Annotated in this window: 14 protein-coding genes; 3 read left to right on the plus strand and 11 right to left on the minus strand. The window is 53.6% G+C overall.

Annotated features, from left to right (window positions below; all coding sequences use genetic code 11):
* Nucleotides 1–18 precede the first annotated feature (18 nt).
* The 3 genes from ACMWLG_RS00190 to ACMWLG_RS00200 all read right to left on the minus strand — a co-directional run bounded on the left by ACMWLG_RS00190 (nt 19) and on the right by ACMWLG_RS00200 (nt 3,867).
* The gene (locus ACMWLG_RS00190; protein ID WP_080298631.1) at nt 19–2,562 is read right to left on the minus strand and encodes a fimbria/pilus outer membrane usher protein; all 2,544 of its coding nucleotides are present in this window, start codon (nt 2,560–2,562) and stop codon (nt 19–21) included.
* A 25-nt stretch (nt 2,563–2,587) separates the two neighbouring features.
* The gene (locus ACMWLG_RS00195) at nt 2,588–3,262 is read right to left on the minus strand and encodes a molecular chaperone (protein ID WP_045403762.1); all 675 of its coding nucleotides are present in this window, start codon (nt 3,260–3,262) and stop codon (nt 2,588–2,590) included.
* Nucleotides 3,263–3,330: 68 nt separating this feature from the next.
* Nucleotides 3,331–3,867 carry a fimbrial protein gene (locus ACMWLG_RS00200; RefSeq protein WP_023310872.1) on the minus strand — a complete coding sequence of 179 codons (537 nt, stop codon included), beginning with the start codon at nt 3,865–3,867 and terminating at the stop codon, nt 3,331–3,333.
* Between the two features lie 265 nt (nt 3,868–4,132).
* Between ACMWLG_RS00200 and ybiB the strand changes: the two genes are divergently transcribed.
* Nucleotides 4,133–5,095, plus strand: a complete 963-nt coding sequence (gene ybiB / locus ACMWLG_RS00205; protein WP_045403759.1) for a DNA-binding protein YbiB — start codon at nt 4,133–4,135, stop codon at nt 5,093–5,095.
* Between the two features lie 115 nt (nt 5,096–5,210).
* Here the strand turns inward: ybiB and ybiJ are convergent, their stop codons facing one another.
* The 3 genes from ybiJ to mcbA all read right to left on the minus strand — a co-directional run bounded on the left by ybiJ (nt 5,211) and on the right by mcbA (nt 6,412).
* Nucleotides 5,211–5,471, minus strand: coding sequence for a DUF1471 family protein YbiJ (gene ybiJ / locus ACMWLG_RS00210; RefSeq protein WP_023310874.1), 261 nt, complete (start codon nt 5,469–5,471; stop codon nt 5,211–5,213).
* Nucleotides 5,472–5,756: 285 nt separating this feature from the next.
* A complete protein-coding gene (locus tag ACMWLG_RS00215) occupies nt 5,757–6,023 on the minus strand; it encodes a DksA/TraR family C4-type zinc finger protein (RefSeq protein ID WP_029739810.1) in 267 nt (88 codons plus the stop codon).
* Between the two features lie 122 nt (nt 6,024–6,145).
* Nucleotides 6,146–6,412, minus strand: coding sequence for a DUF1471 family periplasmic protein McbA (gene mcbA, locus ACMWLG_RS00220; protein WP_023310876.1), 267 nt, complete (start codon nt 6,410–6,412; stop codon nt 6,146–6,148).
* A 243-nt stretch (nt 6,413–6,655) separates the two neighbouring features.
* Here mcbA and rlmF point away from each other — a divergent pair, with 243 nt between their 5' ends.
* Nucleotides 6,656–7,567: a 23S rRNA (adenine(1618)-N(6))-methyltransferase RlmF gene (gene rlmF, locus ACMWLG_RS00225; RefSeq protein WP_023310877.1), complete on the plus strand. Its 912-nt coding sequence runs from the start codon at nt 6,656–6,658 to the stop codon at nt 7,565–7,567.
* A 48-nt stretch (nt 7,568–7,615) separates the two neighbouring features.
* Here rlmF and ybiO read toward each other — a convergent pair whose 3' ends face one another.
* The 5 genes from ybiO to ACMWLG_RS00250 all read right to left on the minus strand — a co-directional run bounded on the left by ybiO (nt 7,616) and on the right by ACMWLG_RS00250 (nt 13,509).
* Nucleotides 7,616–9,829, minus strand: a complete 2,214-nt coding sequence (gene ybiO, locus ACMWLG_RS00230; protein WP_414762933.1) for a mechanosensitive channel protein — start codon at nt 9,827–9,829, stop codon at nt 7,616–7,618.
* Nucleotides 9,830–9,953: 124 nt separating this feature from the next.
* Complete coding sequence (glnQ, locus tag ACMWLG_RS00235; protein ID WP_023310879.1) at nt 9,954–10,676, minus strand: glutamine ABC transporter ATP-binding protein GlnQ; 723 nt, start codon at nt 10,674–10,676, stop codon at nt 9,954–9,956.
* Nucleotides 10,673–11,332, minus strand: a complete 660-nt coding sequence (gene glnP, locus ACMWLG_RS00240) for a glutamine ABC transporter permease GlnP (protein ID WP_014169254.1) — start codon at nt 11,330–11,332, stop codon at nt 10,673–10,675. Before glnP ends, glnQ begins: the two co-directional genes overlap by 4 nt.
* Before the next feature lie 83 nt (nt 11,333–11,415).
* Complete coding sequence (gene glnH, locus ACMWLG_RS00245) at nt 11,416–12,159, minus strand: glutamine ABC transporter substrate-binding protein GlnH (RefSeq protein WP_013097464.1); 744 nt, start codon at nt 12,157–12,159, stop codon at nt 11,416–11,418.
* 609 nt (nt 12,160–12,768) lie between these two features.
* Nucleotides 12,769–13,509 (minus strand): SHOCT domain-containing protein, encoded by a 741-nt coding sequence (locus ACMWLG_RS00250; protein ID WP_226855144.1) that lies wholly within the window; start codon nt 13,507–13,509, stop codon nt 12,769–12,771.
* Nucleotides 13,510–13,596: 87 nt separating this feature from the next.
* On the opposite strand from ACMWLG_RS00250, the gene ACMWLG_RS00255 reads away from it, so the two are divergent.
* A complete protein-coding gene (locus ACMWLG_RS00255; protein ID WP_045403751.1) occupies nt 13,597–14,328 on the plus strand; it encodes a hypothetical protein in 732 nt (243 codons plus the stop codon).
* Nucleotides 14,329–14,442 lie beyond the last annotated feature (114 nt).

A 14,442-nucleotide genomic window follows, 5' to 3' on the forward strand; every position in this document is an offset into this window, starting at 1 on the left:
TGATCGGTCCGGTGTTAATCAGTGACACTGCGCCGCAGCATTAATAATGTTGGTGTTATCCTTCTCTTGCATCAGGGCGTAATCGGCGACGCAATGCTCGCTCCCCTCCTTGCCCCAGGAAACGAAAAGGCGTCCGTGCTGCGGCAGTCCGGTGAGATACACCAGGCCGTCGTTACCGACGATAAATTCACTGCTCTTATCTTCCGTGGTAACCGTTGCGCCGAAGGGCAGCGGTTTATCATTCCAGGCGAGGGTCATTAAGACGCGGTTGCCCACGCGAGTATCGAAGCTGGCGCGAACTACCGCGCCGCGTGATGGTGTTACCGTCTGCGAGGCGTGCGTGACGTCGGCATCGTCTGGCAGTGTCTCCGTGTCCAGTGAAATGGGGTTGTGACGCCACGGCGTGACAAAGGGCACCAGCGTATAGCCGCGAGAGTCCGTTTCCACGCCCGTCTGGTTGGCAACGTGCGTGCCGTGTGTTCCCGGCGCTTTAATCAGCACCACGGTTTCGCCCAGGGTCTGACCGAAGGTGACGCCGTCAGAGTGGGCGACGATGCCGCCCTGGATCCCGGCGCTCACGGTGTGCTGATGGCTGTCCTGGCTGACGCCCCCGCGTATTTCACCGTAGGTACCTTTGTAATCCGCATTCATACTGGTAGAAGTGTTGTTATTGGCGCTGTCCAGTCCCTGCTGAACGTTCCAGCTCAGCTTGTCTCCCTCCAGCGCGGTACCATTCAGGCCCAGATTGTGGGTGGTGCCGTCTTTACCGTTGTTCAGGCTGTAGTTTGCCCAGGTGTCAGGCAGCCAGCGGTCGAGCGGAACCGACACGTTGAGGCCGATTTGTCGGTCATCGCTGATGGATTTACCGTCCTCGTCCGTGTCGTCGCTGTTTTTATTGACGCTGTAGCTCAGGCTATAGCTCACGCCGTGCCAGCTGTTGTTGTAGCTCACGCTCAGGGAGGTCATATCCTGACTCTGGCTCCAGTAACGCTCTTTCACCAGGCTTAGCGTCACCGAACCCCACTTATCGCCCAGCGTCTGGTCGATGGTGGCCTCCGCTCGTGCGCGGCGCTGCTGTGGAGCGGACCAGTCGTTTGCACGAGTCCAGGACTCCATAGTGTCCTGCAGGGTGTAAAAGCCTTTGCTGTTGTAGCGATAACCCGCCAGCGAGAAGCTAGTGCCGGTCGCGGTAAAATTTTTGCTATAGCGCAGACGAAGGGATTGCCCTTTGCTGGTTTTGCGCTTTTTCAGTAACGCTTTGGCGCGGGTAACGTCTAAGGAGAACGCGCCGAGGTCGCCAAGGTTTTTCCCTGCGCCGAGCGCGGCGGAGTGGTAATGCGAACTCTGCTGCGTACCGCCGTAAAGGGTGACCCCGTGTGACAGGCCATAGATGGCGCTGCCCTGGGCGAAAGGGGTCTTCTCAACCTCTTTATCGTATGAACGGTAACGCCCTGCCGCGACGCTGTATTTCAGGTGTTTTTCCCGCTGCAGCACCGGCACGGAGGCAAACGGCACCACGAAATGACTCTCGCTGCCGTCGGTCTCTTTTACCGTGACGTTCAGATCGCCGCTGCTGCCGGTGGGGTAGAGATCGTTAATCTCAAACGCGCCGGGGGCCACGGTGTTTTGATAGATAACGTAGCCATTCTGGCGAACCACCACCTGGGCATTACTGTGCGCCGTGCCGCGTACCACCGGGGCATAACCGCGCTCGCTGTCCGGCAGCATGTCGCTTTCGGTAGCCAGCTGTGCGCCAGTGTAAGAGACGCTGTCGAAAACGTCGGCCTGGGTGCTGCTCTGCCCCACGGTCAATTCGCTCTTCAGCCCCACGATATCGCGCTGGGCATAGGTATAGACCGGGGTCAGCTTGCCGTCGTCCTGACCCCCGTCCGAATTGTGGTTCCAGGTACTGTAATTACGCACGCGCCAGGCACCGGCGTTAAAGCCGGGGCGCAGATTAATAAACTGGCTGCTGTTGTCCGCTTTCCCCTGCTGGCGGGCGCGGCTTTGGCTGGCGTTAACGCTATAGTTCAGGATGCCCGCGGTGATCCCTTCGTCATACTCTTTCGGATCGATGTAGCCGCGAGGCACCTGGCCCAGCGCCGACTGGGGAATACTCAGCAGTAGTTGCTGGTTTTTGATGCGGAAAGTCGCCGAGGCCGAAGGGATGGCGCTGAGATCCGCGCATTCCCCTTTTGCCGCCAGCTTTGGATAATCTTTTGTTTTGATGCCCAGATGCGTTAATTCATCCAGACTCAGGCAGGGCTGCATGGAATCATCTCCCTGCGCATCTTTTTGTAATGTAAAAAGGACGTCACGGGTGTCGATTTTATTGTTATTGACGAACATCGTTACCTGATATTTGCCTGGCGCCTGACCGGGACCTTTTTCATAAACAGAGAGATCGGTCTTTGCCTGCTCTGGATTATCAATATCCAGCAGGGCAGGGTTAAAATAATCATCAGCGTGGGCCTGGAGCGCGCAGCATGTCACCGCTATCCCACAAAAAGTGGGCAGCATTTCACGCAGTCGACGTAATAGCGGCTTAGTTGTGCTGTACATGATTATCCAGGCGTCGAATAGAGTATTAACGAACGGATGCAGACCAGGTTTTACTGATGCTTCCGTAATCGTTAATGACCGACCAGCTCACGGTGTTACCGCTCATATTTGACGGAAGGGCAAAGCGGGTAGCGGTATTTGGCACAGCCCAGGTCGCTTTTGTTACTTTTTGGCCGTTCAGCGTTACGCTCTGGAAATTCATATAAAAAGGAGTAGGGTTGTTGACCACCAGATCGTTGCCTTCGCGGTGCCATTCCAGTTTATCAGCCACCGCTTCGGGTTTGCCTTTAATCGAAGTAGGGCGATACAGCAATTTAATACGGGTATTAATGGCGATTTGTAATGTATTAACGCCCTCTTCATGGCTTGAAGAAGGAATGGCTTTAATATTTAACCAGTACAACGACTCGCGATCTTCCGGCATATTTCCGCCGGTGCGTACCACGCGCAGCACGTTATCTTCTTTAGCATTCAGACGGAACAGCGGCGGGGTAATCAGAAACGGTGCTTTACCGCCTTTTTTCAAACCGGTATCCACCCAGGATTGTACCAGATAGTTAATATCATCCGGATTGGAAACCCCAATCGAAGACTCTTTTTTCTCTCCCTGATAAACCAGTCGGGTGCCATTAATGATCACACCTGCATGGGCTGTTACTGCGGTCAGTAAAAGCGCGCTTAATAAATAACTGTGTCGCATAAATATGTCTCAAAGAAAGAGGAGATAGTAACCTTTGCGTGAAGGCGAATATCTCCTCATTAAACGTATCAGTTATAAATAACGGTAAAAGTAGAGGCTGAGTTAGCCTGCCCGGCCGTGATCGCAGCCTGAGTCTGAATATAACGTGCGCCAAACTCCAGATTAGTTACCGTCGTTCCAGGAGTTAAAGGATACTGCTTTGAAGGCGTATACAGACTGACGGGCTGTTCGGATGAATCAACCAGCTGAATCGCCACGCCGGTTGCAGTTGTCGCACCCGGGGTTAAGGCCAGCGTGGTATTATTATCCGCATCGGGCGTACCACCGAAGTTGATGGCTGCAGACGTGACCGTTTCCGGGCAGTCTTTTAACTGAATATCAAATTTCGTTAAGGTGCTGGTAGAGCCTGCGCCGGTAAATGTTGTTTTGGATACTTTGCCCAGCGCAACATTCAGCGGACTGCTTAAACCGTTCACCACCTGACAGGCGGAATCGATAATTTCACCCGTGAAGTTAATTTGCCCTTCGCCGGTGGATGCCGCGAAAGAAGATGCAGAGCATCCCAAAGCTGCAGCAATGAATAAACCTAAAATGACTTTTTTCATATTTAAACCTGTATGTTTCTCCTTTCGACCTCTGCGTCCCGCATTATTCGAAGTTATGTCTCAACTACTCACCGCTGGCTATTTAATCAGAAAATTCAGGCCGGGAAAGATCCCGCGAAGCTTCCAAATAATTCAATTAATTCTTGCAAAATAATTTTTTTACTAAAACAATTGATTATAAAAATCCGCAGGGCGGGCAAAAAAACTAACAGCGGAGTCATCATCAGGGCTATATTGTTGATAACCTGCTGTAAGGAGAAATGTCGTGGATTATCGCAAAATTATCAAAGAGGTAGGGCGCGGGAAAAATCATGCCCGCGATCTGGACCATGAAACCGCGCGTGCGCTTTATACCCGCATGCTGGAGGGCGACGTCCCAGACCTGGAGATGGGGGGCATTCTGATCGCGCTGCGTATCAAAGGCGAAGGTGAAGCGGAGATGCGCGGGTTCTATGAAGCCATGCAGGCGCAAACGCTGTGCTTAACGCCGCCGGTGGCAAAACCCATGCCGATCGTGATCCCGAGCTACAACGGCGCGCGCAAGCAGGCAAATTTAACTCCATTGCTCGCAATCTTATTACACAAGCTGGGATTTCCGGTGGTGGTGCACGGCGTAAGCGAAGATCCCACCCGCGTGCTGACGGAAACCATTTTCGGGATGTTGGGCATCGAGCCAACGCGTCATGCCGGTCAGGCGCAGGCGAAGCTGGATGGCCATCAGCCTGTTTATATCCCGGTCGGCACGCTCTGTCCGCCGCTGGAAAAGCAGCTCGATATGCGCTGGCGCATGGGCGTGCGCAACAGCGCGCACACGCTGGCGAAACTGGCCACGCCGTTTGGCGAAGATGCCGCCCTGCGTCTCTCCAGCGTTTCGCACCCTGAATACGTGGCGCGCGTGGGGCAGTTCTTTGAGGCAATTGGCGCAAGGGCGTTACTGATGCACGGCACGGAAGGCGAGGTTTATGCGAACCCGCAGCGCTGTCCGCAGGTGATGCTGATCGATTCTGCCGGAACGCGCGCCGTTCTGGAACGCGGGGAAGAGAATAGCGGTGTGATATTGCCTGAGGCAAAAGATCCCCATACCACAGCCCACTGGATTGAGCAGTGCCTCGCCGGAAATGTTCCTGTTCCGCATTCCATAAAGCTGCAGATGGCCTGCTGTTTGCTGGCAACCGGAGAAGTGGAATCCGTCCAGGCCGGCCTTGAACGCGTGGCGCAGGCGTTTTAGACAAAAAAAGCCCGTCCAGTGGCGGACGGGCAAGCAAGGGTAACAACAACAGGGTCAATGAGGGTGGAGCAGCTCACCAGAGGGTATGGCGAGGGTACAGCATTCGTTCAGTCGATTATTTGTAGATAACCGCGGTACCGCTCAGCTTGTTATTGCCGTTAGCGGAGGTAATGGTGTATCCGCTTGCACCGGCAGCAGCGGCTTTCTCAGCCAGTTTGGCTTCCAGACCGTCCAGGGTGGTTGCGCCATCAGCACTCACCACACCGACTTTGTTCATGTTCTGTGCCTGAGTAGAAGAGACAGGCTCGACGGCGAAAGCGCCGAAAGACAGAGCGGACAGGGCAACAGCAGCTACAGCATATTTGATGGTTTTCATAATTAATCTCTCGCAGGTGTTTCTGTTAAGGGGACGATGTTCCGTCGATGTGATAAGTATCACGGTTTTTTGCGAGTGATAAAATCGAAGAGAATTGACGTGGTTGCTCAAAAAAATTGAATGACAAATAACTTATTGAATATTAATAAATTCAAAGCACCACTTTACACTTCTTGCGGATGCGCTTTACAGAAGCGATACGAAGGGCACGTTTTGCTACGCGTCTGGCTAAAAACCGTGAGCGTAAAGGAACGCGCGCGCTCGGTTAGCTTTGGTAAAGCAAAGTCAACGTAACTGGCTATCTTTCGAACCTCTGCGATTATATCCCGAGTGTGATGCATTTTTTGAATCTTTATGCTGCTGGCACGTAATGCAAAGCCGCACGCCGGGAATGGCTTTTCGGCGCGCCTCCGGAATGGGTTCTCCGCATTCTTCGCATTCCGTTAGGCTTTCACCGCGCGGAATTTCACCGCGGGCACGCGCAACCGCATCTTCAATAGTACTGTTGATCTGTTCGTTAACAGCGTCGTCATTTGCCCAGCCGGAAGCCATAGCGTCCTCCTGAAATCGGTTTAGGCCATATGTTTACTATGGGGTTAAAAAATGAACAATCAAGGCGAAGAGAGAAGTGAACTGCACCCGTTGAGCAGATGCAGTCTTGTGGAAGAGACAGATTATTTATAAATGGTCGCAGTGCCGTACATATGGTTATCTCCGCCAGCGGAGTTCACCACGAATCCTTTTGCACCTTCCTGACGGGCTTTTTCGGCGAGCTTATCCTGTAGATCGTCAAGGTTACTGGCACGGCTTACCGAAACGGTGCCCGCAGCACGTAGCTGGCTCGTATCGGTACTTTGGGTCAGTGACTGAACGGCCATGGCAGAGAAGGACGCGGTCGCCAGGGCGGCTGCGATAACAGCAAGGGTCAGGTACTTTTTCATAATCACATCCTCATGAGGAAACAACAGGTGATTCCCTTTAAGTTTAGAAGCCTGACGAGTGTGACTTAGCGCAAATATTTGATGATGATCTGCTTATTTTTTGAACAATGTAAATTGACAATTCGCTGACGGATCATAGACATAAAGGTGTTTGATTTATGGCGGGTTTTTGAGTGTAGCAGAGAAAGATTTACCGTTGGGCCAGCAAAGAGTATCTTACGCCGCTGTTTAAAGGAGAATGCCATGACTGCCCAAAAGCCGGGATTGCACCCGCGAAATCGCCACCGCAGCCGCTACGACATGAACGCGTTATGCCTGAGCTGCCCGCCGCTGCAGGACTATCTTGTTCAGACCCCTGCGGGTGAATCCTCGGTCAACTTTGCTGACCCGCAGGCGGTTAAAATGCTGAACAAAGCCCTGCTGGCGCATTTTTACGGTGTAGCTCACTGGGATATCCCGGAAGGCTTTCTCTGTCCACCTGTGCCGGGCCGCGCTGACTACGTACATCACCTTGCCGACCTCCTTGCCGAAGGCAATGAGGGTGTCGTTCCACAGCAGGCCACCATCCTGGATATTGGCACCGGTGCGAACCTGATTTACCCGCTGATAGGGGCGCATGAATATCAGTGGCGCTTTACCGGAAGCGAAATCGGTGACGAGGCCTTTGCCAGCGCCCAGGCGATTATCAGCGCTAACCCGGGATTGAGCCGCGCCATTCGCCTGCGTCGTCAGAAAGACGCGGCGTCGATATTCAACGGCATTATTCACAAAAACGAAAGCTATGACGCCACGATGTGCAACCCGCCGTTCCATGATTCGGCGGCATCGGCCCGTGCGGGCAGCGAGCGCAAGCGCCGTAACCTGGGTCAGGCTGAAGATGCCGCGCTGAACTTCGGCGGACAGCAGCAGGAGCTCTGGTGTGAAGGGGGCGAAGTGGCGTTTATCCTGCGCATGATTGCGGAAAGCAAACAGTTTAGCCGTCAGGTGAAGTGGTTTACGACGCTGGTTTCCCGGGGGGATAACCTGCCGCCGCTCTACCGCGCGCTGACCGAAGCGGGCGCCGTAAAAGTGGTGAAAAAAGAGATGGCGCAGGGCCAGAAACAGAGCCGCTTTATCGCCTGGACGTTTATGGACAACAACAAACGTCGCAAATAGCACTCCGTCGTAGGCCGGGTAAGGCGAAGCCGCCACCCGGCAACCAGGTCACAGCGTCGGCTCCTGCGGAGGGAGCGGCGATGCGGGCGGCGGCAATACCTGATACGTCTGCACGGGCATCCGCACGTTCGCCAGATCAAAGTGTTTTTTCACCATGCTGTCGAGCGCAAAGCGCACCGTCCACTGCTTCAGCGGCTGGGTGGTGAACGACACGCGCAGGGTAAAGGCTGTGTTCGTCAGCCCGACGATGCCGGCAAATGACGGCTCTCCGATCACCAGCCCGCGAATATCCTCCATCTCCATCAGTTCTTCTACCGCATCGCGCAGTGCCTGCTTCGCTTTGTCCGCATCCTCGTGGCGATCCACATCGTAGTTCGCCACAACGGAACCAATGCCGCGCACAAAGTTGGCGAAGGTGGTGATCGAAGACCAGGGAATGATGTGGTACGCCCCGGTGTCCTGACGCACGCCAACCGAGCGGATGGACATCCTCTCCACGGTGCCGGTTAACGGCCCGATGGTCACCAGATCGCCCGTGTTCATCCCGTTTTCAAACTGAATGAAGATACCGGTAATAATATCCTTCACCAGCGTTTGAGAGCCGAAGGAGATGGCCAGCCCCAGGGCACCGGCACCCGCCAGCAGCGGGGCGATATTCACGCCGATTTCCGACAGCACGATCATGATGGTGATGGTGCTGATAATCACCGCCAGCGCGTTGCGGAACAGGGTTAACAGCGTTCTTGCCCGTGCGCTGGGCAGGGGCCTGCCGTGAATATCCGATACCAGGCGGTTCTCAATAAGGCTCGCCAGCAGCGTCCAGCCGACGGCGGAGAAGAATAAAATCAGCGCGATGCGAATCAGGATATCGACCGTTTTTTCACCCGCACCGTTGTGCAGCCAGTTCCAGAAATCAAACAGGCTCCATGCATTCAGGAGCAGCATAATCGCCACGCAGACGGTGAGAATGCGCGCCACCTTGAGCGATACCGACATCCAGCCGTTTACCCGCTTTTGCAGTTCCGGGTAATTACGCTGGACCTGCGGCGACAGGGTGATGGTTTTCGAGATCCAGCGCGACAGCAGCCCTGACACAAACGCCGCGATGCCGATAATGGCCAGGCTTTTGAACGTCGCTCCCATCATAAACTTCAGGCTATTGCCCGGGTCGAACAGCGAGAAGAAGCACAGCACGATGAAGTAATCGCTTGCCAGCCAGTGCCACACCAGGGCGAACGCGCGGATAAAGAGGCTAAAGAACGAGAGGGAACGATCGGCCAGATTCAACAGGCTTTGGGTAATGGTTTTTTTATTGTGGAAGATAAGGTACAGCGACCAGACGGTAATGCAGATCATGATTAGAACGTTTGCCAGCGCGCCAAACTGGACGTTCACCTGGTTGGAGATGATCGGCACGGCAACCAGCAGGCCGTAGCCAATCAGCCCGCTGAGCACGCTCAGGCGCAGCGCCCAGTACTTCGCGCTCGCATCCCGAATGGAGAAAGGCCGCAGCTCCGGCACGTGCGGACAAAAGAGTAACCGCAGCAGCGCCTTGAAGAACTCAATCAGGGCAAAGGCATTCAGGAAAAGCGACTGCTGGAAGGCGATGGTTTTGTTGCCGGCATTCAGCGTGTCGGCCAGCATCTGGCCTAAAAACAGCGTCAACGCCAGCAGCAGTAAATCGATGATGAACGCGGAGGCGATCATCAACGGCAGGTGCAGCCAGCTGCTTTTATGCTGATTCTTTCTGCGTCCCCATTGCCCCATTTTGCGGTACAGCGGCCACGCGCACAGGCGCACCAGCCAGTAAAAAAGAAACACCGCCCCCGCCAGCATCAGGAACTGCGTGGCGGCGGCGGTAAACGTTTGCGGGTTAAACGGCTTATGCGGGGAGCCAATCAGGTTGCGGTAAAGCTGAGCGAAGCGCGAGGAGAGCGCTTCCCCATAGTGACGGCTCACGTCGGTGACGTTTTCCAGCACCGTTTTTTGCTCCTCAGCCTGCGGAGGGGTGAGGGTTGGCACCGACTCCTGCGGCGGCGTGGCGGCGGCTTTGCGCAGCTGGCCAATGAGCTCCTGCCGGGAGGTGTCGTTTTCAAGGACGTCGGCAAGCGCGCCGTAGGCGGCTTTTTTCTGTTCAACATCGGGTTCCGGAGGCGGCGTACTTTGCTGGGTAGCGGTGTTCCCGGTGGTCACTCCAGGGATCGCGACGGCGAACGATGGCGCACTAAACAGGCTAATCAACAGCAGCAGGATCCACGGCACGGCGTCCTCCGGTGAAAATGTCGAACAAAATGATAAGTATAGAAGTCGGGACGCGGAGGGGGATTTTTGGGAACAATCTGGCGTAAAAAAGCCGGGCTTGCCCGGCTTAGCGTAAAGCGATGGATCAGGAGACGTGCTGCAGGAACTCCTGCAAACGCTGGCTCGGCGGGTTCGCAATCAATTCCTGCGGGTTACCGTCTTCCGCGATACGGCCTTTATCAATAAAGATCAGGCGGGACGCCACTTTTTCAGCAAAGCCGATTTCGTGGGTCACGATAACCATCGTCATCCCTTCTTCCGCCAGATCCTGCATGACTTTCAGCACCTCGTGGCGCAGCTCCGGGTCGAGTGCGGACGTAGGCTCATCAAACAGCATCATTTTCGGTTTGACCGCCAGGGCGCGAGCAATCGCCACACGCTGCTGTTGGCCACCTGACAGCTCGGAAGGGTAGTGGTGCGCACGTTCTGCCAGGCCGACTTTCGCCAGCAGATCTTTTGCCAGCGCTTCCGCCGCCGCTTTGCTGGCACCGCGCACGCGCAGTGGGCCAAACATCACGTTTTCCAGCGCCGTGAGGTGCGGGAACAGGTAGAACTGCTGGAACACCATGCCCGCTTCCTGACGAATCAGACGGTCGTCCACTTTTGGGTCGTTTACCTTCAGGCCGTCGACGATCAGATCGCCGCTGGTGATCTCTTCCAGCTTGTTGATGCAGCGCAGCAGGGTGGATTTACCGGAGCCGGATGGCCCAATAATCACCACCACTTCACCCTGTTTGATGTTCAGATCGATATTGTGCAGCACCTGGGTTGGGCCAAAGTGCTTGGAAACGTTTTTAAATTCAATCACAGGATTTTCATCCTTCTTTCAAGACGACGCAGAACGAAGCTCAGAACCAGAGTAATGATCAGGTAGACAACGGCTACCGCACTCCAGATTTCCAGCGCGCGGAAGTTGCCTGCAATGATCTCCTGCCCCTGACGGGTCAGCTCGGCCACGCCGATAACAATGAACAGCGACGTATCTTTAATGCTGATGATCCACTGGTTACCGAGCGGCGGCAGCATGCGACGCAGCGCCAGCGGCAGAATAACGTGGCGGATCGTTTCGCGACGAGAAAGACCTAGCGCCAGACCGGCTTCACTGAAACCTTTATGAATCGACAGCACCGCACCGCGGGTGATTTCCGCAATATAGGCACCTGAGTTGATCATAATGGTGACAACGGCCGCGCTGAACGGGTCGATGCGCAGGTCGGTGAATGCCATTGGCAGGGCGAAGTAGATGAACATGACCTGCACGACAATAGGCGTGCCGCGGATCACTTCGATGAAAACCAGTGCGATGTGGTTTGCGATCCAGCCGCCGTAGGTGCGGGCGAAACCGGCGACAAGACCGATAATCAACCCACCAACCAGACCCAGGACCGAAATCCACAGGGTCATTTTAGCGCCTTCAAGCAAGATAGGAATGGCAGGCCAGATGGCGCTCCAGTCAAACTGCATGATAATTTCCTGTTACTGTTACCGTGTTTCAAAAATAGCAGGGGCGAAAGGTCGCCCCCGAGTGAACGTGATTTTACGTCTTATTATTTAGGCTCGGTGCCGAACCATTTTTTGTAGATTTCGTTATAGGTGCCGTTCTCTTTCAGCGTTTTCAGCGCGCCGTTAACTTTCGTGCGCAGGTCGTCGCTGCCTTTCGGGAATGCGATACCGTACTGCTGCGCTTCCAGAGACTCGCCAACGGCTTTGAACTTGCCGTTACCGGCTGTCTTAATGAAGTACAGGATGTTAGGCGTGTCGTGCAGAACAGCGTCAGCACGGTTGGTGCCGAGTTCCATGTACGCGTTGTCGATGTTCGGGAACTGACGCAGGTCTTTGGTTTTGATATTTGCTTTCGCGTAATCAACAGAACCGGTGCCGCTCTTCACTGCCACCACTTTGCCGTCGAGATCTTTCACGCTTTTTACGTCGTTATTATCGGCTTTGACCATGACCAGCAGGCCGCTTTTGTAGTAGCCGTCAGAGAAGTCGATCGCTTTTTTACGTTCATCGGTAATGGTGATGCCTGCCAGTGCCAGATCAACGTTTTTGGTTTGCAGTGCCGGGATGATGCCGCTGAAGTCCATAGGCTTCAGGGTGTAATCCAGCTTGAGTTCTTTTGCGATAGCGGCCCACAGATCCACATCAAAACCAACGTATTTATCACCCTGTTTGAATTCAAACGGAACGAACGCCGTGTCGGTCGCCACAACCAGTTTGTCGGCAGCCTGAGAGGACACTGCAAAAGCCAGGGTAAGTGCAGCCAGTGAAACTTTTAATACAGACTTCATAGCATTTCCTTTTATATCCACGGGGCGATCCCCTGCGAGAACAGGTGGCACAATGAAAAAATCGTGCCAACTTTACAAGCTATTGTTTTGCAAAGGGGATGATGTCATGCATTGCACAATAAATGGGGCAATGAGGTGTTATTGCACCATACTGGAGCACCGTTTTGGTGCGCTTCGTTTGGCTCAACTGACGGGGAGATATTTAGCGTAAATTCTGACGAAAAAACAATCTTCCGTTAACGGTTGTGTGAGGTGATTATTACATTTCGTTCACTTTTGCAGGTGTGCAGGCAAAAAGTGTGCACCATAGATGTGCAAAACCCTCACCAATGGCACAGGTGACAGGCAGCTGAAACTGAAAGTGTCAAAACAGGCACGGAAAGAGAAACCTTCACTGCCAGAGTACTGATATGTCTGAGGGATATCTTGTGAGGTGCACGGCGTGGAGAAAATGGTGCTGACATCGCTGCCGCGGACCGCTATTACGGCGTGAGGCAACAAACGCCCCCGACCAGCAAGGCCGAGGGCGATTAAGATAGCAAAAACCGTTATCCGGTGAATTGGCTGCGGAATCCAATAATTTCCCCAGTTAACCCGGAGGAAGGAACGTTAAATCAGCTCCATTAATTTGCTTTTTTTGGCCTGGAATTCTTCTTCCGAAATGATCCCGCTCTCTTTGAGTTCGGAAAGCTTTTTGAGCTGCTCATAGGGATCCTGATGGGTCATAGCCGGTTCGGCTATTGGTGTTTCCGTCTTTACTCCGCGGCCAGCTTCAATCGCCTCAATCAGGGCGAGTTCTGCATCCTTGCTGAACATCTTAAATTCCAGATCGTCGTGGGAAGTATGGATCCGAATGACCCGGTGACCCAGCGTGGACTTGCGTTCAATCGACGTAATGGATTTTAACGGGATAGTCTCAATCACCTCGCCGAGAAAACCTTTACGGTAGAATGCCACTCGCTGGCCCGTAACGATCAGTGCACCGTTGTGCTGTTTGTCCTTACCCTGTCCCATCACTTTGCCGATATAACCTTCTCCCCACTGCAGAACGGCTTCACCAGGATTGAGATGGTTTGCTTCGAATTTGCTGACGTGCTTATTTTCTTTCATCAAAAAACTCCCTTTAAGAAGACCGATGCATTTGGCCTGCATCGGATTGAAGTCACTGCAAAATGAATCATCTATCATATTGCATACCCGGGATAACTGCACTTCTTGAAAGGCGATTTTGTACACGGTATTTACCGGATGATCTGCTTCAGACGCGGAGGGGTCAGCGAGCGGATGCGAAGAAAGAATCCTGCCGGCAGAATGAAGACGACCGCCACGTCTCTTCCGGTGCTGGCGCATAAGAGTGAATTACTCCCTAATTAGATCTTATTTTTCTGATAATATGACATTGTTTTTTAATGGATATATACAGTCAAAAGGATAACGATGAGCACTTTTCTTTCTTTAATCGCATTTATTCTGTTTGTAGCCTTTATTATTGGCCTGATTAAACCTTCGCTGGTCAAAATGCCCGGTCGTAAGCAAGTCAGTGCCATTTATCTGGGCGGTTTTCTGGGCCTCTGCGTAATCAGTGCCATCCTGCTACCGGCCGACCGCAGTCCGGCCGTCGTGAAAAAACAGGATCAGCCGCAGAATGCGGACGTCTCCCCGCCGCCTTTCAAATATGCCGATAAAACCCTTACCGAGTATCGTAGGGAGCGTAAGGATACGCGACACAAGATTGTGGCTGCTTATATGGCATATCGTCAGGTGCCCGTCGCGTCAGAAGAGGGGTTTTATGCCTGCGTGAGCCAGAACAGCTACACCACGCAGGGTGACACACCGTTTGCCGTGATAGCGAACTGGTGTTTCACTGAATACCGTTCCAGTCCTGAGATGCTGGCAAAACGCATCAACTTCGATACATTTCAGGATAATTTTAGCGGTTGGAACGGGGCTTATCGTCCGTTAGAGGCCATGATCAAAGCCGACATGCATGATGATTCCTCCTACAAACACCTCTCCACACGGTATCATCTGGTTCTGACCGACGATCCGCATGCCACGATAGATACCACATTCCGTGGCACCAACGCCTTTGGTGGCGTAGTCAAAGAGACTGTCTCTGCGCGGGTAGATCTGCGAACCGGGAATGTTATTTCGATCGTTGAACAGTAAGGGCAGCAAGCTTCCTCGTCTGTTCGTGCGAGTGAAGGGCCAACAGCGAGGCTGCTTTTTTAACATTCATTGAAAATATGATTTGTATCATATGTCTTGCTCTCTTTTTTCGCC

The organism is Enterobacter sp. 01-M-02-SI-ECC (assembly GCF_047530595.1).
Taxonomy (GTDB): Bacteria; Pseudomonadota; Gammaproteobacteria; order Enterobacterales; family Enterobacteriaceae; genus Enterobacter; species Enterobacter cloacae_M.